The sequence below is a fragment of the Micromonospora humi genome (assembly GCF_900090105.1).
Classification (GTDB): Bacteria; Actinomycetota; Actinomycetes; order Mycobacteriales; family Micromonosporaceae; genus Micromonospora; species Micromonospora humi.
Window position 1 is genome coordinate 174,868 of record NZ_FMDM01000011.1, and the last position, 23,647, is coordinate 198,514.

General features: G+C 74.9%; 26 protein-coding genes. 9 read left to right on the forward strand and 17 right to left on the reverse strand.

Annotated elements, in window-relative coordinates; translation table 11 throughout:
- Positions 1-18: 18 nt before the first annotated feature.
- The 6 genes from GA0070213_RS21140 to GA0070213_RS21165 form a co-directional block, all read right to left on the reverse strand.
- Entirely contained in the window at positions 19-291 is a 273-nt protein-coding gene (locus GA0070213_RS21140; protein WP_091067436.1) for a DUF4235 domain-containing protein, read from the reverse strand.
- Positions 288-635 (reverse strand): DUF3618 domain-containing protein, encoded by a 348-nt coding sequence (locus GA0070213_RS21145; RefSeq protein WP_091067440.1) that lies wholly within the window; start codon positions 633-635, stop codon positions 288-290. Before GA0070213_RS21145 ends, GA0070213_RS21140 begins: the two co-directional genes overlap by 4 nt.
- Positions 632-1,066: a phage holin family protein gene (locus GA0070213_RS21150; protein WP_091067444.1), complete on the reverse strand. Its 435-nt coding sequence runs from the start codon at positions 1,064-1,066 to the stop codon at positions 632-634. Before GA0070213_RS21150 ends, GA0070213_RS21145 begins: the two co-directional genes overlap by 4 nt.
- Before the next feature lie 314 nt (positions 1,067-1,380).
- Positions 1,381-2,577: a mechanosensitive ion channel family protein gene (locus GA0070213_RS21155; RefSeq protein ID WP_091067447.1), complete on the reverse strand. Its 1,197-nt coding sequence runs from the start codon at positions 2,575-2,577 to the stop codon at positions 1,381-1,383.
- A gap of 76 nt (positions 2,578-2,653) precedes the next feature.
- A complete protein-coding gene (locus tag GA0070213_RS21160) occupies positions 2,654-3,475 on the reverse strand; it encodes a DUF1206 domain-containing protein (protein WP_091067451.1) in 822 nt (273 codons plus the stop codon).
- Positions 3,476-3,542: 67 nt separating this feature from the next.
- Positions 3,543-3,908: a hypothetical protein gene (locus tag GA0070213_RS21165; RefSeq protein WP_091067454.1), complete on the reverse strand. Its 366-nt coding sequence runs from the start codon at positions 3,906-3,908 to the stop codon at positions 3,543-3,545.
- Positions 3,909-4,005: 97 nt separating this feature from the next.
- Between GA0070213_RS21165 and GA0070213_RS21170 the strand changes: the two genes are divergently transcribed.
- Complete coding sequence (locus GA0070213_RS21170; RefSeq protein WP_091067458.1) at positions 4,006-5,232, forward strand: cysteine desulfurase-like protein; 1,227 nt, start codon at positions 4,006-4,008, stop codon at positions 5,230-5,232.
- Positions 5,229-5,516, forward strand: a complete 288-nt coding sequence (locus GA0070213_RS21175; protein WP_091067463.1) for a GNAT family N-acetyltransferase — start codon at positions 5,229-5,231, stop codon at positions 5,514-5,516. Before GA0070213_RS21170 ends, GA0070213_RS21175 begins: the two co-directional genes overlap by 4 nt.
- Before the next feature lie 46 nt (positions 5,517-5,562).
- Here GA0070213_RS21175 and GA0070213_RS21180 read toward each other — a convergent pair whose 3' ends face one another.
- Entirely contained in the window at positions 5,563-7,050 is a 1,488-nt protein-coding gene (locus GA0070213_RS21180) for a glycoside hydrolase family 3 protein (RefSeq protein ID WP_175441432.1), read from the reverse strand.
- Between the two features lie 158 nt (positions 7,051-7,208).
- On the opposite strand from GA0070213_RS21180, the gene GA0070213_RS32560 reads away from it, so the two are divergent.
- Both GA0070213_RS32560 and GA0070213_RS21185 read left to right on the forward strand, forming a co-directional pair.
- Positions 7,209-7,331 carry a hypothetical protein gene (locus tag GA0070213_RS32560; protein ID WP_281182311.1) on the forward strand — a complete coding sequence of 41 codons (123 nt, stop codon included), beginning with the start codon at positions 7,209-7,211 and terminating at the stop codon, positions 7,329-7,331.
- Positions 7,332-7,378: 47 nt separating this feature from the next.
- Positions 7,379-8,329, forward strand: a complete 951-nt coding sequence (locus GA0070213_RS21185) for a TIGR03557 family F420-dependent LLM class oxidoreductase (protein WP_091067469.1) — start codon at positions 7,379-7,381, stop codon at positions 8,327-8,329.
- A gap of 9 nt (positions 8,330-8,338) precedes the next feature.
- Here the strand turns inward: GA0070213_RS21185 and GA0070213_RS21190 are convergent, their stop codons facing one another.
- Both GA0070213_RS21190 and GA0070213_RS21195 read right to left on the reverse strand, forming a co-directional pair.
- Positions 8,339-8,977, reverse strand: a complete 639-nt coding sequence (locus tag GA0070213_RS21190) for a TetR/AcrR family transcriptional regulator (RefSeq protein WP_091067472.1) — start codon at positions 8,975-8,977, stop codon at positions 8,339-8,341.
- Positions 8,978-9,056: 79 nt separating this feature from the next.
- On the reverse strand, positions 9,057-9,911 hold the full coding sequence (locus GA0070213_RS21195; RefSeq protein ID WP_091067475.1) for a class I SAM-dependent methyltransferase: 855 nt from the start codon (positions 9,909-9,911) through the stop codon (positions 9,057-9,059).
- A gap of 122 nt (positions 9,912-10,033) precedes the next feature.
- On the opposite strand from GA0070213_RS21195, the gene GA0070213_RS21200 reads away from it, so the two are divergent.
- From GA0070213_RS21200 to GA0070213_RS21210, 3 genes are all read left to right on the forward strand, one after another.
- The gene (locus tag GA0070213_RS21200; protein WP_091067478.1) at positions 10,034-11,665 is read left to right on the forward strand and encodes a RecQ family ATP-dependent DNA helicase; all 1,632 of its coding nucleotides are present in this window, start codon (positions 10,034-10,036) and stop codon (positions 11,663-11,665) included.
- A gap of 64 nt (positions 11,666-11,729) precedes the next feature.
- Entirely contained in the window at positions 11,730-12,233 is a 504-nt protein-coding gene (locus tag GA0070213_RS21205; RefSeq protein WP_091067481.1) for a hypothetical protein, read from the forward strand.
- A 120-nt stretch (positions 12,234-12,353) separates the two neighbouring features.
- The gene (locus tag GA0070213_RS21210; RefSeq protein ID WP_091067484.1) at positions 12,354-13,391 is read left to right on the forward strand and encodes an AraC-like ligand-binding domain-containing protein; all 1,038 of its coding nucleotides are present in this window, start codon (positions 12,354-12,356) and stop codon (positions 13,389-13,391) included.
- Between the two features lie 158 nt (positions 13,392-13,549).
- On the opposite strand, the gene GA0070213_RS21215 is transcribed toward GA0070213_RS21210, so the two are convergent.
- Genes GA0070213_RS21215 through GA0070213_RS21250 form a run of 8 tightly spaced genes read right to left on the reverse strand, consistent with a single transcriptional unit; the run spans position 13,550 to position 22,160 of the window.
- On the reverse strand, positions 13,550-14,539 hold the full coding sequence (locus GA0070213_RS21215) for a DNA topoisomerase IB (RefSeq protein WP_091067487.1): 990 nt from the start codon (positions 14,537-14,539) through the stop codon (positions 13,550-13,552).
- Positions 14,523-15,482, reverse strand: coding sequence for a glycosyltransferase family 9 protein (locus GA0070213_RS21220; RefSeq protein ID WP_091067489.1), 960 nt, complete (start codon positions 15,480-15,482; stop codon positions 14,523-14,525). The genes GA0070213_RS21215 and GA0070213_RS21220 overlap by 17 nt, the downstream gene beginning before the upstream one ends.
- Complete coding sequence (locus GA0070213_RS21225; protein WP_091067492.1) at positions 15,479-16,180, reverse strand: SDR family oxidoreductase; 702 nt, start codon at positions 16,178-16,180, stop codon at positions 15,479-15,481. The genes GA0070213_RS21220 and GA0070213_RS21225 overlap by 4 nt, the downstream gene beginning before the upstream one ends.
- Before the next feature lie 2 nt (positions 16,181-16,182).
- Positions 16,183-17,649: a PfkB family carbohydrate kinase gene (locus GA0070213_RS21230; RefSeq protein ID WP_245716495.1), complete on the reverse strand. Its 1,467-nt coding sequence runs from the start codon at positions 17,647-17,649 to the stop codon at positions 16,183-16,185.
- 26 nt (positions 17,650-17,675) lie between these two features.
- Positions 17,676-18,350 carry a D-sedoheptulose-7-phosphate isomerase gene (locus GA0070213_RS21235; RefSeq protein ID WP_091067495.1) on the reverse strand — a complete coding sequence of 225 codons (675 nt, stop codon included), beginning with the start codon at positions 18,348-18,350 and terminating at the stop codon, positions 17,676-17,678.
- A complete protein-coding gene (locus tag GA0070213_RS21240; RefSeq protein WP_091067497.1) occupies positions 18,350-19,567 on the reverse strand; it encodes a glycosyltransferase in 1,218 nt (405 codons plus the stop codon). The genes GA0070213_RS21235 and GA0070213_RS21240 overlap by 1 nt, the downstream gene beginning before the upstream one ends.
- Positions 19,552-20,526, reverse strand: coding sequence for a glycosyltransferase (locus GA0070213_RS21245; RefSeq protein WP_091067500.1), 975 nt, complete (start codon positions 20,524-20,526; stop codon positions 19,552-19,554). The genes GA0070213_RS21240 and GA0070213_RS21245 overlap by 16 nt, the downstream gene beginning before the upstream one ends.
- A complete protein-coding gene (locus GA0070213_RS21250) occupies positions 20,523-22,160 on the reverse strand; it encodes an HAD-IIIA family hydrolase (RefSeq protein ID WP_091067504.1) in 1,638 nt (545 codons plus the stop codon). The genes GA0070213_RS21245 and GA0070213_RS21250 overlap by 4 nt, the downstream gene beginning before the upstream one ends.
- A gap of 115 nt (positions 22,161-22,275) precedes the next feature.
- Here GA0070213_RS21250 and GA0070213_RS21255 point away from each other — a divergent pair, with 115 nt between their 5' ends.
- Together GA0070213_RS21255 and GA0070213_RS21260 are read left to right on the forward strand one after the other, a co-directional pair.
- Complete coding sequence (locus tag GA0070213_RS21255; protein ID WP_091067507.1) at positions 22,276-22,722, forward strand: SRPBCC family protein; 447 nt, start codon at positions 22,276-22,278, stop codon at positions 22,720-22,722.
- A gap of 90 nt (positions 22,723-22,812) precedes the next feature.
- The gene (locus tag GA0070213_RS21260; RefSeq protein WP_091067510.1) at positions 22,813-23,580 is read left to right on the forward strand and encodes a polyprenol monophosphomannose synthase; all 768 of its coding nucleotides are present in this window, start codon (positions 22,813-22,815) and stop codon (positions 23,578-23,580) included.
- The last annotated feature ends 67 nt before the right edge of the window (positions 23,581-23,647 follow it).

Consider the following 23,647-nt stretch of genomic DNA (forward strand, 5'->3'; position numbering starts at 1 on the left):
TCTCGTTCGACTGTCGATTCAGTCCGGCCAGTGCCCGGTCAACCGGCGCACGCCGACCGCGCCACCGCGGTCCACGGCCGCCCGGACCGCCGAGAAGATCGCCCCCTGCAGGGCCGCGGCGGCGAGGACCTCGCCCCAGTGGCGGTCCTCGTCGGTGGCGCTCGGCGCGTCGTCGTCGCCCGCCGCCAGCTTCCAGACCTGCCGGAAGACCATCCCGGCCACCGCACCGGCGGCGAGGCCGAGCAGCACCCCCACCGGCTTGTACGCCGCCTTACCGATCCTGCCGCTCACCGACGCCTCCCTCGGACCACCAACAGCACCACCGCGGTCACCACCGCACCGGCCGCGACCGCCGCCCACGGCAACGGGCCGCGCGCGAGGGCGCCCGGCTCGTGGGTCGCCTGCGCCCGGACCTGCCGGACCTGCTCGGCCGCCCGCTCCCGCACCCGGGCCACGGTCAGCGCCGCCTGCTCGCGCATCCGCGCCTTCGCCTGCTCGGCGGAGTGCCGCACCAGCGCCTTCGGGTCGGCCCGGGCCGCCAGCAGCTCCATCGTCTCACCGAGTTCCACCCGGGTCCGGCGGATCTCCTCCCGGAGCGCCGCCACGTCACCGGTCCCGTTGCCGTTTCCGGTCATGCCCGCCTCCCGTCCTTCACGGCGGCGGTGACCGTGTCGACGTCGGCCCGGACGCTGCGGACCGCCGCCTCCGGCACCGGCGGGACGGCACGGCTGACCTGCTTCTTGCCCACGAGCGCCAGGATCCCGGCGAGCAGGAACAACGCCACCGCCACGATCAGCGCGGCCAACCACGCCGGCATGACCAGCGCCAGCAGCAGGATCACGGTGGCGACCAGCGCGCCGGCGCCGTAGAGCGCCATCACCCCGCCACCGCCGAACAGACCGATCCCGATCCCGGCGTGCTTGCCCTTCTGGGTCAGCTCCGCCCGGGCCAGGGCCAGTTCGTCCCGTACCAGGCGGGTGACCTGTTCGGTGGCCCGTTGCACCAGTTCCGCGGTGGACGGCTCGGTCCCGGTCCGGGACGTGCTGCGACTCGCGACGTCAGCCATGCTGTCCTCCTTTCGTCATCACCGCGCTGTATGCCCGGAGTCGCCGCCCGTCAATCCTGCGCGGAGCGGCCGGTCGGACCGGCCGCGCGCCAGCGGAGTCCGGCGTCGGGCCGGGCCGGAATCCGGGGCATGGGCAGCAGATCCCCCGAAACGGACCGATCAAACCCAGGCGGCCCGACACTCCGCGAGGAGGACCGGCCGGCCGCGTACCGTCCCGGCCGGGACGACGCGCCGCGCGGGCGCCGGGTCACGCACGCGCGGAGCCCCCGGCGCCGCGGGCGGCGGCCGGGGGCTCCGATCCGGGGGTACGCGGGTCAGCGCCGGGCCTCGGCGTGGTCCTCCCGGCCCACGAAGACCTCGCTGCGGGCGTCGCCGTCGTCGCTGCCGCCGAAGACCCGCGCGTCGTCGGGCGCCTCGGTGTCGGTCGCACGGCGGACCGGACGACGCGGCTGCATCGACTGCCACGGCATCGGGCCGGTGGCGTCGCCCACCTCGGTGCGCAGCCGGGGCAGGGCGGTCGGGCGGTGGTCGCGCACCCAGGTCACCAGGTGCTCCCGGACCAGGCAGCGCAGGTCCCACAGGCTGCCGGCGTCCGCGGCGCTGACCAGCGCGCGCACCTTGACCATGCCGCCGGTGGCGTCGGTCACCTGGAGCACGCAGACCCGGCCGTCCCACAGCTCGGTGCCCTCGCAGAGCCGGCGCAGCTCCTCCCGCATGGCCTGCGCCGGGATGGCCCAGTCCAGGTCGAACTCGGCGGTGCCGAGCACCTTCGCCTCGGTGCGGGTCCAGTTCTGGAACGGCGTGCTGGTGAAGTACGAGGTGGGCAGGATCAACCGGCGGTCGTCCCAGATCTGCACCACCACGTAGCTGAGCGTCAGCTCCTCGATCCGGCCCCACTCCCCCTCGACCACCACCACGTCGTCGAGGCGGACCGCGTCGCTGAAGGCGAGCTGGAGGCCGGCGAAGACGTTGCCGAGCAGGCTCTGCGCGGCGAGCGCGGCGACGACACCGACCACACCCGCGGAGGTGAGCACGCCGGCGCCGATCCCGCGCACGGCGGGGAACGTCATCAGCATCACGCCGACCGCGAGGATCACGATCACCGCGATGGTCAGCCGGCGCAGCAGCACCACCTGGGTCCGCACCCGGCGGGCGTGCCGGTTGTTCGGCACGTCCACCCGGAACCGGGCCAGCGCGGTGTCCTCCGCCACCACCAGCAGCGCGGCCACCAGCCAGGCGATCGCGGCGATCATGGCCAGCCCGAGCGTGTGCAGGACGAACTGGCGCCACGGGCTGCCCACCGCGTAGAGCGTGGTGAACCGGACCGCGAGCTGCACGGCGATGACGGTCACGGCGACCTGGAACGCGCGGTGCGCGTGCTCGGTCAGCTCGGTCATCAGCAGCGACCGGCGGCCGAGTCGGCGGGTCACCCGGTGCACCACCGCGACCAGCACCAACGCGACCGCCGCCGCGGCGAGCGCGGCGGCGACGGTCACCAGATAACTCTGCACGAGAAGTCTCCCTCCGGCCCGGGCGGGAATCGGGCAAAGGCCCAATGGTGCCCGGCGGTCCGGACATCGACCAGGCTCAGACCTTGCGGAACCGGGACTGGAAGAAGCAGTAGACGCCGAACGCGGCGATGCCGAGCGCCATCAGCGCCAGCAGCCACGGCCCGTACGCCTGGTCGCGCAGCGTCCGCAGGGCGGCGTCCAGACCGCGCGCCTTCTCCGGGTCGTACTTCACCGCGGCGACCACGATGAGCAGGCCGGCGATGGCGAACACGGTGCCCCGCGCGGCGTACCCGGCCATGCCGAGGCGGCGGACCAGCTTGTGCGTCTTCGGGTTCATCTCGCCGGTCTTGAGGTTGCGCTCGAACTTCTTCTTCAGGCCGTAGATCACCATGCCGACGCCGACCGCGGCGAGCACCAGCCCGGCCAGCCCGACCAGCCACCGGCCGCCGTCGGAGGCCATCAGCTTCTCGGTGAGCTGCTGCTGCTGGTTGGAGGAGTTGGAGCTGGCGTCCTGGACGACCTTGATCGCGGTCCAGCCCAGCCAGACGAAGATGATCACCCGCACGACCGAGGCGATCCGCTCGAAGGTCCGCTCCTTGCCGGTCTTCGACTGGTGGCCGACCAGCGCCTCGGAGGCCTGCCAGATGGCCATCGCGAAGAGCCCGATCGCGATGACGACCAGGACGAACTTGCCGAGCGGCTGCTCGCCGAGGGTGCGCAGGGCGCCGTTCTGGTTGCCCTCCTCGCCGGAGTTGCCGAAGGCGATCTGCAGCGCCAGCCAGCCGAAGAGGAGGTGCACGATTCCATAGCCGATGAAACCGGCGCGGGTCAACAGTTCGAGCCACCGGCTGTTCTTGGCCTGCGCGGCGGTGGCTCCGGCGTTTCGGGTGACAGACATGCGCCCTCAATCTCCCGACGTGCGGTTTTCCAAACGTCGCCGCCCGCCGCCGCCCGGCCGAATCGGATCAGCCGTTGGGGTTGCGGGCCACCCGCAGCACGACGTTCTGGTCGGTGACGCTGTCCAGGCTGACCTGGAAGCCGCCGACCTCGGTGGCCTGCTGCCCGGTGGTGAGCGAGAGCTGCTCACCGGCCACCTCGACGGTGACCTGGTCGTCCTGGGTGCCGATGAGCTTGGCCTCGATGCCGAGGATGGTGGCGCTGGCGTCCACGCCCCGGTCGAAGGTGATGGTGCAGGCGTCCAGGCCGCAGTCGGTGTCGGCGCCGTTGGAACTGCAACCGGCGAGCAGCGCGGCGCCGAGGGCGAGACCGGCGAGCAGCCCGGCGGTGCGGCGGGCGGGAGTCGGGGCGAAGGTGGCGCGTCGGTTCGTCACCTCCCCAACGGTACCGCCCGGCGGCCATGCCCCGGCTGGCCGCTCACTCGCCGAGGGAGCGGCAAGAGGGCCCCGCCTTCCGCGCTAGGGTGCGGGAATGGCATTTGATGTTGCCCGGGTGCGGGGCGAATACCCCGCGCTGGGCGAGGGTTTCGTCCACTTCGACGGCGCCGGTGGCACCCAGACCGCCGCCGGGGTGATCGAGGCGGTGGCCGACGCGATGCGGGCCGCCACGGGCAACCGCAGCACCGCCTTCGCCCCCGGCCGGCGCGCGCTGGACCTGGTCGCCGGCGCCCGGTCCGCGGTCGCCGACCTGCTGGGCGCGGACCCGTCGGGCGTGGTGCTCGGGCCGAGCGCCACCGCGCTGACCTACACCCTGGCCCGGACGCTGGGCGCGGGCTGGCGGCCCGGCGACGAGGTGGTGGTGTCGCGGCTGGACCACGACGCCAACGTCCGCCCCTGGGTGCAGGCCGCCGAGGCGGCCGGCGCCACGGTGCGCTGGGCCGAGTTCGACAGGGCCACCGGCGAGCTGCCCGCCGGTCAGTACGCCGAGCTGGTCACCGGCCGCACCCGGCTGGTCGCGGTGACCGCCGGCAGCAACGCGATCGGCACCGTGCCGGACGTGGCGGCGATCGCCAAGACCGCGCACGCCGTCGGCGCGCTGGTCTGCGTGGACGGGGTGCACTCCGTGCCGCACGGCCCCACCGACCTGGCCTCGCTCGGCGCGGACGTGCTGGTCACCAGCGCCTACAAGTGGTCCGGGCCGCACCTGGCGGCGATGGTCGCCGACCCGGCGTGGTGGGCGACGCTGCGCCCGGCGAAGCTGCTGCCCTCCGCCGACACGATCCCGGACCGGTTCGAGTACGGCACCCCGAGCTTCCCGCTGCTGGCCGGCGTGACCGCCGCGGTGGACCACCTGGCCGCGCTCGACCCGGCCGCGACCGGCGACCGGCGCGAGCGGGTACGCGCCGGCCTTGCCGCCGCGCAGGCGCACGAGGAGGCGGTCTTCGACCGGCTGCTCGCCGGGCTGACGTCCCGGCCCTTCGTCACCGTCCACGGCTCACCGGCGCGGCGCTGCCCGACGGTGTCGTTCCGGGTGGCCGGCCGGGCCCCGGCGGAGACCGCCGCGGCGTTGGGCGAGGCGGGTCTGTGCCTCTCCTCCGGCGACTACTACGCCTACGAATACTTCCGCGCGATGGGCCTGCGCGACTCCGGCGGCGCGGTCCGGGCGAGCGTCTACCACTACAACACCGTCGACGAGGTGGACCGGCTGCTGGCCGAACTCGACCGGCTGGCCGACGACGAGAGGACGATGGACCGGTGAACTTCCTGGTCGAGGAGAACCCCGCCAAGCACCGCTTCGAGATCCTGGTCGACGACGCGCTGGCCGGGTTCAGCGCGTACCTGCCGCGCGGCGAGGTGCTGGTCTTCACCCACACCGAGGTCGACGACCGCTACCAGGGGCAGGGCGTGGGCGCCGCGCTGGTCCGCGGCATGCTGGACCAGATCCGTGAGCGTGGCGGCCGGGTGGTGCCCCGGTGCCCGTTCGTGGCCGCGTTCATCGAGCGCCATCCGGAGTACGCCGACCTGGTGGTCGACGCGCCCTGAGGCCCGGCCCGGCCGGGGGACCTCCCCACCCGGCCGGGCCGGGAGTTCAGCGGGCGCCGGCCAGCAGCTCGGCGGCGGCGCGGGCCGCCGCGGCGGTGGCGCCGTGGGTGGCCAGGTGCACCCGGCCGGCGGCCAGCTCGGGCACACCCAGCTCGACCACGACCGCGTCCGGGCGGGCGGCCAGGGCTCGGGTGACCGCGTCCCGCATCCACCCGTGCCGGTGCAGGTCGCGCACGACCAGCACCAACGGTCGGTCGGCGGAGCCGGTCGCCGGGTCCGCCGGGACGGCGTCGGCGGCGTACCGGGCGGTGGTGGTGCCGGGCGCCAGGTGGGTCAGGGGCGCGGCGATCCCCCAGGGCGTCTCCTCGCCGATGGCGATGTTGCGGGGCGGCGCGAACTCCACCACGTGCGCCGGCCCGGCGAGCGGCAGCAGCGTGGCGTCGCCGGTGATCCGCAGCGCCCGGCGGGCGGCGGTCAGGCCGATGGGTGACCCGTCCGGCGCGGCCGGGGCGGCGCGGCGGTGGGCCCGGGCGGCCACGCTCCACGCGGCGAGCTGACCGACCCGCTTGGCCGCCTCGGCCAGCCGCTCCTCGGGCAGTTCCCCGCTCACCACGGCGGCGACGATCGCGTCGCGCAGCTCGCGGGCGTCGGCCTCGGCGGCCCGTTCCCCGCCCACGCAGATGGCGTCGGCGCCGGCGGCGAGCGCGCGGACCGCCGCGCCGGCGAAGCCGTACCGGTCGGAGACCGCCCGCATCTCCACCGCGTCGGTCACCACCACGCCGTTGAAGCCCAACTCCTCGCGGAGCAGTCCGCCCAGGATGCGCGCGCTGAGCGTGGCCGGCAGCTCCGGGTCGAGCGCCGGTACGAGCAGGTGACCGGTCATCACCGCCTGGGTGCCGGCCGCCACCGCGGCCCGGAACGGGGCCAGCTCGATGGTGTCGAGGCGGGCCCGGTCGGCGCCGATGCGGGGCAGGTCGTGGTGGGAGTCGACGTGGGTGTCGCCGTGCCCGGGGAAGTGCTTGGCGCAGGCGGCGACCCCGCCGGCCTGCAGGCCGCGTACCCAGGCGGCGGTGTGGCGGGCGACCAGGTCGGGGTCGGCGCCGAACGAGCGCACCCCGATCACCGGGTTGGCCGGGTTGGAGTTGACGTCGGCGTCCGGCGCGTAGTCGAGGGTGACACCGACCGCGGCCAGCTCGGCGCCCAGGTCGCGGGCGACCTCCTCGGTCAGCGCCGGGTCGTCGACCGCGCCGAGGGCGAAGTTTCCGGGGCGGGAGCTGCCCCGGGCGGACTCGATCCGGGTGACGTCGCCGGCTTCCTCGTCGATCGCCACGATCACGTCCGGCCGCTCCGCCCGCAGGGTGGCGGTCAGGTTCGCGACCTGCTCGTGGTCGACGACGTTGCGGGCGAAGAGGACGACCGACCCGAGCCCTTCGCCGAGCCAGCGGCAGACCCACTGCGGCGGCGTGGTGCCGACGAACCCGGGTTGCAGGACGGCGGCGGCGAGGGCCGCCAGGTCTCCGGTAGCTCCGACGATCCGCTCGCTCCTCGCGCTCACCCTGTCGTACCCCCGTCTCCCCCACGGACCCGCCACGACCGGCGGGTGCTGACATGGTCACACCGCGCAGCTAAATAGTCAACAATCCTTACTGTTAGGCGCTGGCCCTCGGCCATCCACCGTGGGAGAGTTCAGACATGCCCGTCCTGCCGCTCGCCGACGCCACCGGCGCCGCCGACATCCCCGGCGTACGCCTGCTCGGCCTGGTGGTCGGCGCCCTGTTCCTGCTGATCGCGATCCGAGCGATGTTCCGCCGCTGACCCTCGGGGTAGGGAGGCCGGTGTCCGGACACGGCGGAGGGGAAACAATGAGGATCGGCTACTTCCTGTCCAGCGAGGAGTACACCCCGGCCGAACTGCTGGCCCAGGCGCGCGGCGCCGAGCAGGCCGGCTTCGAGGCACTGTGGATCTCCGACCACTACCACCCGTGGGTCGACGCGCAGGGCCAGAGCCCGTTCGTGTGGTCCACCATCGGCGCGCTCAGCCAGGTCTGCCGGCTGCCGGTGACCACGGCGGTCACCTGCCCGACCGTGCGCCTCCACCCGGCGGTCGTCGCCCAGGCGGCGGCCACCAGCGCGGTGCTGCACGAGGGACGCTTCGTGCTCGGCGTGGGCAGCGGCGAGGCGCTGAACGAGCACATCTTCGGCGACGCCTGGCCGCAGGCCGACGTCCGGCTGGAGATGCTCGAGGAGGCGGTCGAGGTGATCCGCGAGCTGTGGCGCGGCGACTTCGTCAACCACCACGGCACGCACTACACGGTGGAGCACGCCCGCGTCTACACCCGACCCGAGACGCCCCCGTCGATCTACGTCTCCGGCTTCGGCCCGAAGGCGATCGAGCTGGCCGCGCGCATCGGCGACGGGTACGTCAGCATGATGCCCGACGCCGACATGGTGCGCCGGTTCCGCGACGCCGGCGGCGGCGACAAGCCGTGCCAGGGCGGCTTCAAGGCCGCGTACGCCGACACCGCCGACGAGGGCGCGCGGATCGCGTACGAGCGCTGGCCCAACGCGGGCGTGCCGGGCGAGCTGTCCCAGGTGCTTCCCTCGCCACGCCACTTCGAGCAGGCCGCGCAGCTGGTCCGCCCGGAGCAGGTGCGGGAGGCGTTCGTCTGCGGTCCGGACGCCGACGGCCACCTGGAGATGATCGACAAGTACGCCAAGGCCGGCTTCGACGAGGTCTACGTCGCCAACACCGGCCCGCACTGGCAGGGCCTGTTCGACCTCTACCAGCGGGAGGTGCTGCCCCGGCTGCGGTGAGCGCCCGCCTCAGCCGGGCCCGGCCGGCGCCACCCCGCGCAGCAGCGTGTCGACCAGGGCGGCCACCAGCTCCGGGTCGGGCTGCGGCGGCCCCCCGGCCGGGTCGAGCAGCCGGCTCAGCACCAGGTCGTGGCAGACGCCGACGAGCAGGGTCGCCGCCGCCCGCGGGTCGGCGGTCGGCGCGACCCGGCCCAGGCGTTGCTCGGCCCGCAGATAGTCGGCGAACTCCGCCCGTACGCCGGGGTCGCCGCCGGGCAGGGCGGGCAGCTCGGCGAGCCGGGCGAGCAGTTTCGGCTGGGTGGTCAGGCCGGCGAGCGCGGGCAGGATCGCCGCGTGCAGCGCCAGCGACCGGTCCAGCCAGACCCGGAGGTTGCCGGCCAGGCTGCCCTCGCCGGGTTGCGGGACGGCACCCGCCAGCGCCGCCTCGACCGCCCGGATGTGCGCGTGCAGCGCGTGGGCGAGCAGCTCCTCCTTGTCGGCGAAGTGGTTGTAGAGCACCCCGTCGGCGACGCCGGCCTCGCGGGCCACGTCGCGTACGGTCAGCCCGGCCGCCCCGCGCCGGTCCAGCAGGCGCGCGGCGGCCGCGATCAGGTGCTCGCGCAGGCTCTGCCCACCGTCGCGCAGCACGGCCGCTCTCCTGGGTGCCATCACCGCAGATCCTAGGGGGTGGGGGTGCCGGGGCCGGCTCCCCCGTGCGAGCCGGCCCCGGCGGCAGCGGGGCCCGGGATCAGCCGGGCCGTCGGGCGGTCACCAGCCAGGCGGCGGTGCGCAGCCGGACGCCGTCCGGGCCGGCGTACGGGCGCATGGCCGCCACCAACGCGCCCCGGACCCGCTCACCGACCGCCGGTCCGAGCGGCGCGAGCCGGTGCCGGACCGGCCCCCACCCGGCCAGGAACGCGCCGGCGTCGGCCGCGTCGCGTCCCCAGGTCCCGGCCACCTCGTGGCGCGCGCAGTCGACGTCGACCAGACCGGCGTCGGTGAGCACCTCGCGGGTCACCGCCGGGTCGGCGAGCGAGAGCGGCCCGCCGGCCGGGGCGTCGTCGGCCGTCGGGGTGGCGTCGTCGGGCGGTTCCGGGAGCGTGGCCAGCGGCGCGAGCGCGGCGCCCAGGTCGCCGCGTCGCCAGTCGTCGAGGCAGACGAAGGCCAGCCGCCCGCCGGGGCGCAGTGCCCGGGTCAGGTTGCCGAAGGCGGCGACCGGCTCGGCGAAGAACATCACGCCGAACCGGCTCAGCACCACGTCGTACGCCCCGGGGGCGAACGGGTGCACCTGGGCGTCGGCCCGCAGGAAGTCGACGTTGGACACCGCCTCGGCGGCGGTGGCGGCGCGGGCGGTGGCCAGCATGGGCGCGGAGAGGTCGACGCCGAGCGCCGACCCGGTGCCGCTCCGACCGGCGGCGAGGCGGGTCAGCTGGCCGGTGCCGCAGCCGACGTCGAGCACCCGGTCGCCCGGCCGGACGGCGGCGAGCAGCAGGTCGTTGAAGCCGGCGTTGACCGCGTCGTAGCGGTGCCGGTGTGCCGCCCAGTGCCGGCCCTCGTACCCGTTCCAGGCGCGTTCCTGCTGGTCGTTGCGGATATCGGGCATCCCGCACCTCATTCCGTGAACAATTGTTCATGAACGTGCATTCATAATGCCGCCGGTCGTTACCGTACGTCAACCTCCGCCCCGGTTTCGGCCTCGGAGACCGGGGGTAGCTGTGGCCGTTGATGAAACTGACGACGCACGCCACCAACCTGCGCCACGCGGCGAAGAACCTGTTCGGCTGGACCGCGCTGCGGCCCAACCAGCTGGCCGCCATGCGCGCCGTCATGAAGCGCCACGACGCCCTGGTGGTGCTGCCCACCGGCGCCGGCAAGTCGGCGATCTACCAGATCCCGGCCAGCCTCATCCCCGGCCCGACCGTGGTGATCTCACCGCTGCTCGCGCTCCAGCAGGACCAGATCGCCGCGCTCAACGAGCGCCAGCGGCCGGAGCTGCGCGCGGTGCGGATCAGCTCGGACGAGAGCGCCACGCAGCAGGCCGAGGCGATCGAGGAGATCCGGGCCGGTCGGGCCGAGTTCCTCTTCATCACGCCGGAGGCGCTGAGCAACCCGGACCGGCTCGCCGAGGTCCGCTCGCTCGCCCCGGCGCTGGTCGCGATCGACGAGGCGCACTGCATCTCGTCCTGGGGACACGACTTCCGGCCGGACTATCTCGCGCTCGGCCACCTCATCGACGGCCTCGGCCGCCCCCCGGTGGTGGCGCTGACGGCCACCGCCTCCCCGCCGGTCCGCGACGACATCATCGCCCGGCTGCGGCTGCGCGAGCCCGAGGTGGTGGTCTCCGGGCTGGACCGGCCCAACCTCTTCCTCGAGGTGGCCTACTGCCCGACCGACGACTACCGCTGGCGGCGGCTGATCGCGCTGCTGCGCGACGACGAGCGCCCCGGCATCATCTACGTGCCGACCCGACGCGCGGCCGAGGAACTGGCCGAGCGGCTGACCACCGCGGGCTTCCCCGCCGAGTTCTACCACGGCGGCATGCCCACCGGGGCGCGGCACCAGCTGCACGAGGCTTTCCTCGCCGATCAGGTGCCGATCATGGTGGCCACCTCGGCGTTCGGGATGGGCATCGACAAGCCGAACATCGCCTGGGTGGTGCACATGGCGCTGCCCGACTCGCCGGACAGCTACTTCCAGGAGATCGGCCGGGCCGGCCGGGACGGCTCGCCGTCGCGGGTGCTGCTGCTCTGGCGGTCCGAGGACGTCGGCCTCCAGCGCTACTTCAGCGGCGGCCTGCCGAACGAGAAGGAGCTGTGTGACCTCGCCGCGGTGCTGCGGAGCAAGGCCCGCACCCGCAAGGAGCTGCGCGAACTGACCGGCCTGGGCCCGCGCAAGCTCGGCCAGTACCTGTCCCTGCTGGAACAGATCGGCGCCGCCGAGCCCCGCGCCCGGCAGCGCGTCGGCGCGCCCCGCTACGCCCCGGACGCGGTCGAGGCCGGGCAGGCGGCGCGCACCGAGGCCGAGCGGCAGCAGACCGTGACCCGCTCGCGCACCGACATGATGCGCGCGTTCGCCGAGACCACCGGCTGCCGGGGGCAGGTCCTGCTGGCCTACTTCGGCGAGCAGATGAACGAGGTCTGCGGCCACTGCGACAACTGCCACGCCGGCACCAGCGTGGCGAACGACGGCGCGGTGGGGCCGTTCCCGGTGCACAGCCAGGTCCGCCACGGCGAGTGGGGGTCCGGCCTGGTGCTCAACTACGAGGACGACCGGATGACGGTGCTCTTCGACGAGGTGGGCTACAAGACGCTGTCCGTGCGCGTGGTGTCCGAACAGGGCCTGCTGGAGCTGGACTAGCCTGACCCGGGCACCGTCACGGTGCCCGTCGACAAAACGACGAACACGGCGAAAGGACCTGATCGTGATCGAGCAGCCGGCGTACACCCGGTTCGGCGTCTCCGACGAGGAGTGGGGGCTGCTGGCGGGTCTGCCGCAGGCGGTGCTCACCGCGGCGGCCGCGGCCGAGTCCGACGGCACCCGACGGACCATGGCCGAGAACGCCGCCGGGTTGGAGACCATCGCCGCCGGCCGCGAGTCGGCCAGCCCGCTGGTGGCGGCCGTGGCCGGCGAGATCATCGCCCGGGTCGGCGACCCGGAGACCGGCGCCGAGCTGCCGGTGATCACGCCGGACGACCCGACGGCGATGATCGAGGACGTGCTCGCCCGCGCCGGCCAGGCCTCCGCCCTGCTCACCGGCAAGGTGGACGAGGGGCAGGCCGGGGCATACCGGCACTGGCTGGTGGAGATCGCCGAGCAGGTGGTGGGCGCCGCCTCCACCGGCGGCATCCTGGGCATCGGCGGCGACGTGGTGAGCGACTCGGAGCGCCGGTTCCGGGACCGGCTGTCCCAGGTGCTCAACGACTGAGCGGACCCGTAACAGAAGGTTTCACGTCCGTCAATGACGGAGGTCACGCCCCACGGGCTGCCGCTTTTCGGCCCCGTGGGGCGTCGTGTTCATAGGGATGACGAACCACGGGGGTCGTTCATGGACACAGTGTTGCAACCGCGGATCTTCGACACCGCGGAGGCGCCCGCCGCCGACCGGTTGGCGCTCTGGCTGGAGGTGATCGCCGAGACGCCGGCGCTCATGCGGGTCCGCACCGAGCACGCCGACAACTTCCTGGCCCGGGCGGAGTTCCTCGACCTGGGGCCGATGCAGCTCATCCGGCACCGCTACCCCTCACTGGACGGGATCCGGACCCGCAAGCTGATCAAACGCTCCGACGCCGACTACTACGTGCTCGCGCTGACGCTCAACGGCACCGGCATCACCGACCAGGACGGGCAACGCGGAGTCTGCCCGCCCGGCGACTTCACCTTCTTCGACTGCGCCCGACCGCAGGAGATCAGCCACCACGCGGACGACGGGCGGGCCGCCGCGTCGGTGGTGGCCCTCATCCCGTACGACGCGCTGCCGTTGCCGCACCGCCGGCTCACTCCGCTGTTCGCCGGCCGGATGTCCGGCAGCCAGGGCGTGGGCGCGCTGCTGGCCGACTACCTCATCCGGATCACCGGCCATCCGGAGCAGTACCACGCGGTCGACGCCGAGCGGCTGGGCACCGTCGGCCTGGATCTGGTCACCACGCTGCTCGGGCGCCACCTGGTCTCCGAGGAGGCGGTCCCGACCGAGGTCCGGCGCCGCGCCCTGCTGGCCCAGGTGCAGGCGCACGTCCGGCAGCATCTCGGCGACTCCACGCTGGACCCGCACACGATCGCCGACGCCCACCACATCTCGGTGCGCTCCCTGCACCGGCTCTTCGAGTCCGAAGAGACCACCGTCGCGGCGTACATCCGCGACGAGCGGCTGGCCCGGTGCCGCCGGGACCTCGCCGACCCGGCGCTGGGCGGCCGCTCGATCCGGCTCATCGCCGGCCGCTGGGGCTTCCGGGACAAGGCCCACTTCAGCCGCGCCTTCCGGGCCGCGCAGGCGGAGACACCGCAGGCGTACCGGGCGCGTCACCTGGAACAGGCACGGAACGTCAACAGCGCGGCATCCGAAGTCAACTCACCACGTACAGAATGAACCCGGGCCGCCGACGGCGGTCCACCGGTAACGGGGGGCCGCGGCGAGGCGCCCGCGGCTGTCCGGCCGCGGGCGACCCGCCCCGGTTGGCCCCGGCGACGCACGACCCCGGTCTCCGGCCCCGTCGCTTCCCCCCAGGACCGACGGGGCCGGTCGGGTCAGTCGGCCTCCTCCTCCAGCAGCGTCAGCACGGACTTCTCCACCGTCTCGCGCGGCATCTCCGGGCGCACCGGCGCCAACACCCCGTCGTGGTAGAGGTCGACCACGCGCGGATCCACGTAGGACGTCCGCGCCACGGTCGGCGTGTTGCCGAGCAGGTCGGCGACCGAGCGCATCACCGCCGCGACGGCCCGCCGACGGGCGGTCACGGACCGCTGCGCCCCCACCGTGGCCAGTTCCGTGGCGGCCAGCACGGTCGCGTGCCAGGTGCGGAAGTCCTTCGCGGTCATCTCCCCGCCGCTGGCGTCGCGCAGGTAGTCGTTCACCTCGTCGCTGCGCACGTCACGCCAGGACCGCCCGTCCCAGTAGCCGAACAACCGCTCCTGGGCGCGCCGCCGCCGGCGCAGGTTCACCAGCACCTGGCACAGCTCCGCGTCCTCGATCCGGCGGACCTGGTCGATGCCGCCCTTGGCCTTGAACTCGAAGACCACGCATCCGCCGCGCGAACGGGCGTGCTCGGGGCGCAGCGTGGACACGCCGAACGTGGGATCGTCGCCGGTGGCGTACTGGTCGCTGCCGACCCGGAACGCGCCCATGTCGAGCAGCCGGGCCACGGTCGCCAACACCCGCTCCCGCCGCAGGCCGCGCAGCGCCAGGTCGTGGGCGACCCGGTCGCGCAGCGCCGGCAGCCGGTGCGCCACCTCCAGCACGTGGTCGAACTTGGCCTCGTCGCGCTTGCGGCGCCACTGCGGGTGGTAGAGGTACTGCTTGCGCCCGGCCGCGTCGACGCCGGTGGCCTGGATGTGCCCGTTCGGGTACGGCGAGATCCACACGTCCCGCCACGCGGGCGGGATCACCAGCTCGCGCAGGCGCGTCAGCTCGTCGGCGTCGCGTACCGGCTCGCCCCTCGCGTCGAGGAAGAGCCAGCCCTTGCCGCGTCGCCGGCGCCCGTACCCGGGCCGGCCCGGGTCGCTACGCCGCAACCGCACCGGGCACCCGTTCCACCTCGGCCACCGCCGCCACCACCTCGTCGATCCCGATGGCATCCAGACTCGGGTGCGTTCCTACCCCGCCGGAACCCGCCGAACCACGGCCGGATCCGGCACGCTGGGCGCCGCCGAGCGCCCGGTGCCGCGGCCGGTCCACCGGCGGACCCCAGTGCGCCGCCGGCACCGGCCCGAACAGCACCACCGAGGCGGTGCCGTAGCCGGTCGCGAGGTGGGCCACGCCGGTGTCGCCGCTGACCACCAGCCGCGCGTCGGCGACCAGGGCGGCCAGCTCGGCCAGTCCGGTCCGGCCGGCCAGCACCGCCGACGGCGGCAGCCCGGCGTCGGCCGCCACCCGGGCGGCCAGCGCCCGCTCGTCCGCCGAGCCGGTGAGCACCACCCGGTGCCCGCGCGCGGCCAGCGTCCGGGCCAGCCCGGCGAACCGGTCCGCCGGCCAGCGCTTCGCCGGGACCTTGCCGCCCGCGTGCAGCACCGTCACCCCGGCGGGTACGCCGGCCGGAGCCGGACGACGCAACGCCAGGTCCCCCGGGTCGGCCGGCAGGCCGTACGCGTGCAGCAGCCGGCACCAGCGGCGGACCTCGTGCTCGTCGCCGTCCCAGGCCGGCCCGTCGAGGTGGCCGGCCGACGGGTTCCGGTAGGCGAGCAGCCGCCCCGGCCCGGTGGCGGCCAGTGCCCGGTGCGACTCGGGTCCCCGGCCGTGCAGGTTCACCGCCACCTCCGGCGGCGGCCCGCGCCAGCCGACCCGGTGCGGCCCGGTGGTGGGCAGCAGCCGGTCGACCGCCCCGGTCAGCTCCACCAGCGGCGCCAGCCACGCCGGGGCGGCGAGCACCAGCTCCCGCCCGGGCAGCCCGGCGCGCAGGCCGCGCAGCGCCGGGACCGCGGTGGCCAGGTCACCCACGCCGAGCGCGCGCAGTACCAGGATCACGGGTACGACGACTCCCGCTCGGCGCAGACCACCATCTCGCGGACCGCGCACCCGGCCGGCTGGGAGAGCGCGAACATCACCGCGGCGGCGGTGTCGGCCGGTTCGTTGAGCACCGCGTCCGGGCCCGGGCGGTACTGCGCGTCCCGCTCGTCGAAGAAGGCGGTGCGCATGCCCCCGGGGACGAGCAGGGTCACCCCGACCGCGCCGGCGAGTTCGGCGGCGAGCGCCCGGGTGAAGCCGACCACCCCGAACTTGGCCGCGCAGTACGCTGTCGCGTCGCTGACCGCCTTGACGCCGAGTGTGGAGGCGACGGTGACGATGGTGCCCCGGGACGCCTCCAGGAACGGCAGCGCGGCCCGGACCACCGCCGCGGTGGCGAGCAGGTCCACCGTGACGATCCGCTCCCAGGTCTCCGCCGGCAGGTCGGCCAGCTTGCCGGGCACGTCCATGCCGGCGGCGGTGACCAGGCCGTCCAGCCCGCCGGCGCGTTCCGCCAGGTCCCGGGTGGCGGCCTCGGCGGCGCGGGTGTCCGCCAGGTCGCACTCCACCCAGGGCACCCCGCCGGCGGGCCGCTGCCGGTCCACCACCAAGGGTCGGCCGCCGGCGGCCGCGACCGCGGCGACGACCGCCGCGCCGAGGCCGCTGGATCCGCCGGTGACCAGCACGGTGGGCCCGGCGCCGGGCGGGTGGTCGCTCATGGTCATCGTGCTCCCTTCGCCGTGGACCGGACGACCGTCTCCCGGGCGGTCCCGCCCGGCGTCGCCGTGCCCGCCGCCCAGCCGGCCCGGGCCGCCGCGATCATGTCGGTGGTGGACCGCCCGTCCAGGTACGGCACGACCACCGTGTGCCCGCCCCAGCGGGCCAGGATCTCCGACTCGGGCAGCGTCTGGTCGCCGCCGCCGCTGGCGTAGTCACCGCCCTTGACCCAGATGTCCGGGCGCAGCCAGGACAGCGCCGCGTGCGGCGTCGGCTCGTCGAAGATCAGCACCGCGTCGACGCAGCCGAGCGCGGCGAGCAGCCGACTCCGGTCACCCTGCGACACGACCGGACGCTCCGACCCCTTGAGCCCGGTCACCGACGCGTCGGAGTTGAGGCAGACCACCAGGCAGTCGCCGAGCCGGCGAGCCGCCTGGAGCGTCGCCAGGTGCCCGGCGTGCAGCAGGTCGAAGCAGCCGCCGGTGGCCACCACGGTGCCGCCGGCCGCGCGTACCCGGGACACCACCTCACCGGCCGCCGCGGTGCCGATCAGGTCCCCACCGGCGGTGACCAGCGCCGGGGCGACGGCCACCGGCGGCGCCGGCAGCGCGGCGGCCACTCCCCCGCCGGCCACGTACGCGGACGCCTCGGCCACCGCTTCCTGCACCGCCTCGGAGACCAGCGCGCCCCGGGCCAGCGCCAGCGTGGCCGCGGCGGCGAACCGGTCCCCGGCGCCGCAGGTGTCCCCCTCGGCGGCCGGCGCCGGCACCACCAGCGGGGTGGAGCCGGCGTGGCAGAGCAGCGCGCCGTCCCCGCCCAGGGTCACCGCGACCGCGCCGGCCTGCCAGCGCCGGCGCAGGGCCTGCGCGCTGCGGGAGGCGTTCGCCAGGCGGGACCCGCCCGGCGGCGTCTTCGCCAGCTCACGGGCCTCCGGCTCGTTCGGGGTGGCCAGGTGCACCCCGGGGACCGCCGCCGGGCCGCGCGGGTGCGGGTCCCAGACCACGGGTGCCCGGGTGGCGGCCAGCGCGGCGCGCAGGGCGCTCTGGCCGGCGACGCCGCGCCCGTAGTCGCTGACCAGCACCGCGGACGCGGCGGCGAGCAGCCGCAGCACGGCCTCGCTCGGCTCGCCGGGCACACCTGTCGCGCCGCCCCGGTCGTGGCGCAGCAGCACCCGCCCGCGCACCCGGAGCCGGATCTTCTCCGGCGTGGCGCCGGCCAGCGGCAGCGCGTACAGCTGCACCCCGGCGGCGGCGAGCAGGGCGCCCAGGCGGGCTCCGCCGGCGTCGTCGGCGACGGCGGTGACCAGCGCGACCTCGGCGCCCTGCGCGGCCGCGAAGACGGCGGCCAGGCCGGCACCGCCGGGGCGGTCGACGGACGTGGTCTCGTCGAGCACCGGCACCGGGGAGTCCGGGCAGAGCCGGTTCACCAGCCCCTCGACGTCCCGGTCCAGCAGCGTGTCACCGAGCACCACCACGGGTCCCGTCATGCTCGACCTCCTCATCGGGCCTGCACCTCCGGATCCGGGTCGCCGAGCACCACCTCGACGCCGGCGCGCACGTCGCCGGCCGGGGCGCGGGCGGCGAGCGCCGCCGGCAGCGCCTGCTCGACGTACTCGCAGAGCACGTGCACGGCGACCAGGTGCAGTTCCTGGACGACCTGGCTGTCGGGTGAGTCGACGGCGAGGGTGTCGTGGCAGAGGTCGGCGAGAGGGTTGGGGGTGGGGCCGGTGAAGGCCCAGGTGCGCAGGCCGGTGTGGTGGGCGGCGTGGGCGGCGGTGAGGAGGTTGGTGCTGGTGCCGCTGGTGGACAGGAGCAGGAGAAGGTCGTCGGGTCGGCCGTGGGCGCGGACCTGGCGGGCGAAGATCTCGTCGTATCCGTAGTCGTTGCCGATGGCGGTGAGGGCGCTGGTCTCGGCGTGCAGGGCGATGGCGGAGAGGGGTTGGCGGTCGTGGTGGAGTTTGCCGACGAGTTCCGCGGTGAGGTGTTGGGCTTCGGCGGCGCTGCCGCCGTTGCCGGCCACCAGCAGCCGCCCGCCCGCGGCGAGCCGGTCCGCCAGCTCCCCGCCCCAGCGGGCCAGCAGGCGCTCCGCCGCGCGCAACGGCAGCAGCGCGGCGGCCAGCCGGGCCAGGTGGTCCTCCAGGACCGTCGGACCGGTGGCCGGGGTGGCCGCCATCAGGCGACCACCCGGGTGGGCCGACGCACGGTGGCCACCTCGCCGTAGAGTTCGCCGAGCCGCTCGGCCGCGGCGGCCCAGGAGTAGTGGGTACGGGCCCGTTCCAGGGCCGCGGTGGCGTAGGCGAAGCGGCGGATCCGGTCACCGAGCAGGCCGCGGATCGCCGCGCCGAGCGCCGCCGGCTCGCGGGCCGGCACCAGGTCGCCGGTGCGGCCGGGCACCACCGTGTCGGTCAGCCCGCCGACCGCGGTCCCGATCACCGGTACGCCGCACGCCATCGCCTCCAGCGGGGTGAGGCCGAAGGGCTCGTACCAGGGCGCGGCGACCAGCACGTCCGCCGAGCGGTACCAGCGGGCCATCTCCTCGCGCGGCACCGCGCCGACGAGGCGGACCCGGTCGGCGACGCCGAGCGACTGCGCGAGCGTGCGCAACCGCAGCGCGTACGGGTCGGTCTCCAGCAACCCGGCCGGTGGCCCGCCGACCACCACGCACTCGGCGTCCGGCACCCCGGCGACGGCCCGGATGACGTCCTGGAAGCCCTTGCGCTCGACCAGCCGCCCGACGGTGAGGATCCGGGCCCGGCCGCCGTCGGAGTCGGCGACCGGGCCCAGCGGACCGAACGTGGACAGGTTCACCCCCGACGGCACCACAGTCATCCGGGACCGCGGCACGCCCAGCCGCACCAGCTCGGCCACCTCGTCCTGGCACTGGGCGACCACCCGGTCCACCGCGCGGCCCAGTTCCCGCTCGTGGTCGATGCGACCCGGCGGGCTGGTGTCCTGGGCACCCTGGTGGCGGCGCTTGACCGTGCCGAGTGCATGGTAGGTCTGCACCACCGGCACGCCGGTGCGCCGGGCCGCGGCGAGCCCGGCCAGGCCGCTCATCCAGAAATGCGCGTGCACCACCTCGGGCTGCCAGTCGCCGGCGCCCCACCGCTCGGCCAGCCAGTCGCCGAAGGCCGGCATGTACGGGAGCAGATCGTCCTTGGCCACCGGCTCGGCCGGGCCGGCCGGCACGTGCACCACCTGGTAGCCGTCCGGGGTGTGGACGCTCACCGGCAGGTCCACCGCGTCGAGGCGGGTGTACACCCGGACGTCGTGGCCGGCGGACGCGAGCGCGGCGGAGAGTTCGGCGACATGCGTGTTCTGGCCGCCGGCGTCCTCCCCGCCGAGGACGGCGAGCGGGCTGGCGTGTTCCGAGATCATCGCGATGCGCATACTTCCTCCTCCAGCAGCCGGTCCCAGTCGGCGAGGAAACGCTCCAGGCCGTAGCGGTCGCGGGCGGCGGCCCGGGCCGCGGCACCCGCCCGGCGGGCGGCCGCCGGGTCGTCCAGCAGGCCCCGGGCGGCGTCGACCAGCACGTCGACCCGGGTGGAGAGCGCGCCGGCGGCGGGTGGCACCGCCTCCACCGCCTCGGTGGTGGCGAGCGCGACGACCGGCATGCCGATGGTCATCGCCTCGATGAGGCTGAGCCCGAGCGAGGTCCACCGGCACAGGTGCAGGTAGGCGCGTCGTTTGCCCAGCTCGGCGTGCATGGCGTGCTGGGGCACGTCGTCGTGGCTGGTCAGCCGGTCGGCGGGCAGCCCCAGGTGGGCGGCGAGCCCGGCCACCTTCATGCCGTACACGTCCAGGGGCGCCAGCGCGGCGAACCGGGCGAGCAGGTCGGTGCCGGTGACCCGCCAGCGGCGTACCGGCTCGTTGATGACCACGGCGAGGCGGTCGAGTTCGCCGGTCCACTGTGCGGCCGGGGCGACGACGCCGTGTTCGACGACGGTGGTGCGGGTGGCGCCGTTGTCCCAGAACAGCTCGTTGAAGTGGGTGACGTGGGTGAGGAGCAGGTCGTCGCGGTCGGCCATCGGGTGGCGGGTGTTGGGGACGTCGCCCTTGGGGGTGTTGTGTTCGACGTAGACGGCGGGCAGGTCGCGTCCGGGTCGACGGCCGAGCCACTGTGCGGCGAGTTCGAGTTCCTCGGGCCGTTGCAGCACGACCAGATCGACGTCGGCGGCGCGCAGGTCCGACGCGGTGATCTCGACGGCGTTGTCCGGCCAGGGGTAGGTGCGGGCGCGGCCGAGTCCGTAGGCGTCGCGCTCGGGGTTGACCGGGATGAGGTAGCGGTGTTTGCCGTGCACGAAGGACGTCGTCCAGGAGCCGTGCACGTGCCACAGCAGGATGTTCATCCGCCCACCCCGAGCAGTCGCAACGCCTCCAGCACCCGGCCCGGTTCGACCGCCGAGAGGCAGGGGTGCCCGGGGACCGGGCAGGTGGTGGCGCGGGTGTCCCGGCAGGGTGCCGCGGCGTCGCCGAGCCGGACCGTGGGCACCCGGTAGGGCCCCCACTGGCCGAACGGGACGGTCGGGGCGAACAGGCTGACCACCGGCACACCCAACGCGGCGGCCAGGTGCGCCGGCCCGGTGTTGCCGACCACCAGCGCCCCGGCCCGGGCGATCACGGCCGCCAACTCGTCCAGCCCGGTCCGGCCGCCCAGGTCGACGCCGCCCGCCGCGGCGACCCGCGCGGTCAGCTCCCGCTCGTCCGGGCCGCCGGTGACCACCACCCGGAGGCCGGCGGCACCGAGCACCCGGACCATCCGGGTGGCCAGTTCGACCGGGCAGGCCCGGGTCTCCACCGAGGACCCGGGGTGCAGCACCACGTAGCCGGGCGACCCGGCGGCGGCCGGGGCGGGCGGCAGGCGGTCGGTGCGCAGTCGCAGCCCGGGGTCGTCGTCGGCCGGCAGGGGGTAGCCGGCGGCGGCGGCGAGGGAGAGGGCGCGTTCGGGTTCGGGTACGCCGACGGGGACGCGGTGGCGCACGTCGAGCAGGGCGCCGGGGTAGTCGTCGCTGATGGCGCTGATGCGGGGTACGCCGGCGAGGCGCAACAGCAGGGCCAGGGGCAGGGGTGACTGGTGGAAGGAGGTGAAGACGACCGCTTCGTCGGCGCGTACGGCGGCGAGCCGGTCGGTGAGCGCGCGCATGTCGTCCGGGTCGACCGGTGGGGCGGGGGCGTCGATCCAGGGCAGCGGGCATTCGACGACCTCGTCGACGCCGGGCAGCAGATCGGCGGCGGCTCGGCCGCGGGGGCCGCAGAGCAGGACGACCCGCTCGGCGCCGGCCGCGACCGCCCGGATCCCGGGGCCGGTGACCAGCACGTCCCCGGCCGCGTCGCTGCGGACCACGAGCACGGTGCCCCGGCCCGGCCGGCGGGCGGTGTCCGGCGCGGCCACCAGCCGCATCCGGGCCAGCACCGTGTCCACCGCGTCAGGCAGGTCGGCGGCGACGGTCGGCGCGGCGGCCACCTCGGCGTCGCGGGTCGCCGGCGTCGGCACCATGACGGCGGCGGCGCCGGCGGCCGCGGCGGCGGCCATGTCGGCACCGATGTCCCCGATCAGCACGCACCGGCTCGCCGTGGTGCCGAGCGCGCGGGCCGCGGCGTGCACCATCCCCGGCGCCGGCTTGCGGCAGGCGCACCGGTCCGACTCCGCGTGCGGGCAGATCTGCCAGTCGTCGAACGGCCCCAGCAGTTCCTCCACCCGGGCGTTGACCCGGCGCAGGTCGTGAGCGGTGAAGTAGCCCCGCGCCAGCCCGGACTGGTTGGTCACCACGGCCAGCCGCAGCCCGGCGGCGCGCAGCCGGTCCAGTGCCTCCCGGGCGCCGGGCACCGGGCGGACCTTCTCCGGGTCGCCGTTGTAGGGCACGTCCTCCACCAGCGTGCCGTCCCGGTCCAGAAGCACCGCATGGTAGAGGCCGGACGGGGGCGAGCCAACCGGGTCAACCCCGGCTGACCTGCACTGATCCCGCTCGTGGTCCCGTCGCACGGGCGGCGGGTTCCCGACCCCCCGGGGAGTAAACGTCAACTTCGGATACCCGCCGTCGAAGAGAAGCTAACCCGGCCGTTGTTAGCGAGGGCCGCGGTGGGGTACCGACCTTTCTGTGGCGGTTGTGGAGAAAGTGATCGAGGCGTCCCCGGAGCGGGTCTTCGAGGTGCTGGCCGACGGGTGGACCTACAGCGATTGGGTGGTGGGCACCGCGCACGTGCGCGACGTCGACGACGCCTGGCCGCGGGTGGGCAGCCGGCTGCACCACCGGGCCGGCCCATGGCCGCTCTCGTTGCAGGACGCGTCCACCGTGCTGGAGTGCCGCCCCCCGGAGCGACTCGTGCTGCGCGCCGGCCTCTGGCCGGCCGGCGAGGCGATCGTGGCGTTCGTCCTGGAGCCGCTGCCCGACGGCCGGACCAGGGTGACCATCGGTGAGGACTTCGCGGCCGGGCCGCTGCGCTGGGTCCGGACCAAGCTGAACGACCTGGTGTTGCATCTGCGCAACAAGGAGACGCTGGCCCGACTGTCGGACATCGCGACGCGGCAGAAGGCGGAGCGGTGAGGAACCGCTCCCGGGGCGTCACTGCGCACCTCGGGAAGCGGACTGGCTACCCTCTCAGGTGAACCTGTCGGCCGACCGAGGAAGTCCGTGATGATCCAACCCGTGCAGTTGCCCTCCCCGTGGGCGGACGCGCGCCTGACCGTCGTCGTTCCGACCTACAACGAGGCGGGCAACCTCCCGGTGCTGGTCGAGCGCGTCCTCGCGCTGCCGCTGCCGGGGTTGAAGGTGCTCGTCGCGGACGACAACTCCCCCGACGGCACCGGCGAGGTCGCCGACAAGCTGGCCATCGAGCACCCGGACCGGGTCATCGTGGTGCACCGCCCCGGCAAGGAGGGCCTCGGCCGGGCCTACGTCGACGGCATCGGCCGCGCGATCGACGACGGGGCGGAGTTCGTCGCCCAGATGGACGCCGACCTGTCGCACCCCCCGGAGGCGCTGCCCGGCATGCTCGGCGCCCTGCTGTCGACGCAGGCGTCGGTGGTCATCGGCTCCCGCTACGTGCCCGGCGGAGAGCTGGACGAGAACTGGCCGCTCTACCGCCGCGCGCTCAGCGGCTGGGCCAACCTCTACGTGCACACGTTGCTGCGGGTACGGATCCGCGACCTGACCGCCGGTTTCAAGATCTGGCGGGCCGACGCGCTGCGGGACATCGGGCTGGACCGGGTGCAGTCCAACGGCTACAGCTTCCAGGTGGAGATGCACTACCTGGCCACCAAGCTGGGTCACACCATCCTGGAGGTGCCGATCCGCTTCGAGGAGCGCCGCGACGGCGACTCGAAGATGACCACCGCCACCAAGGTCGAGAGCGCGCTGATGCCGTTCAAGCTGCGTACCCGGCACCGCAACATCGAGTCCTGACCGCCCCGGCACCGACCCACCCCGGAACATCACGCTGCGTCATTATGACGCAGCGTGATGTCTTTTT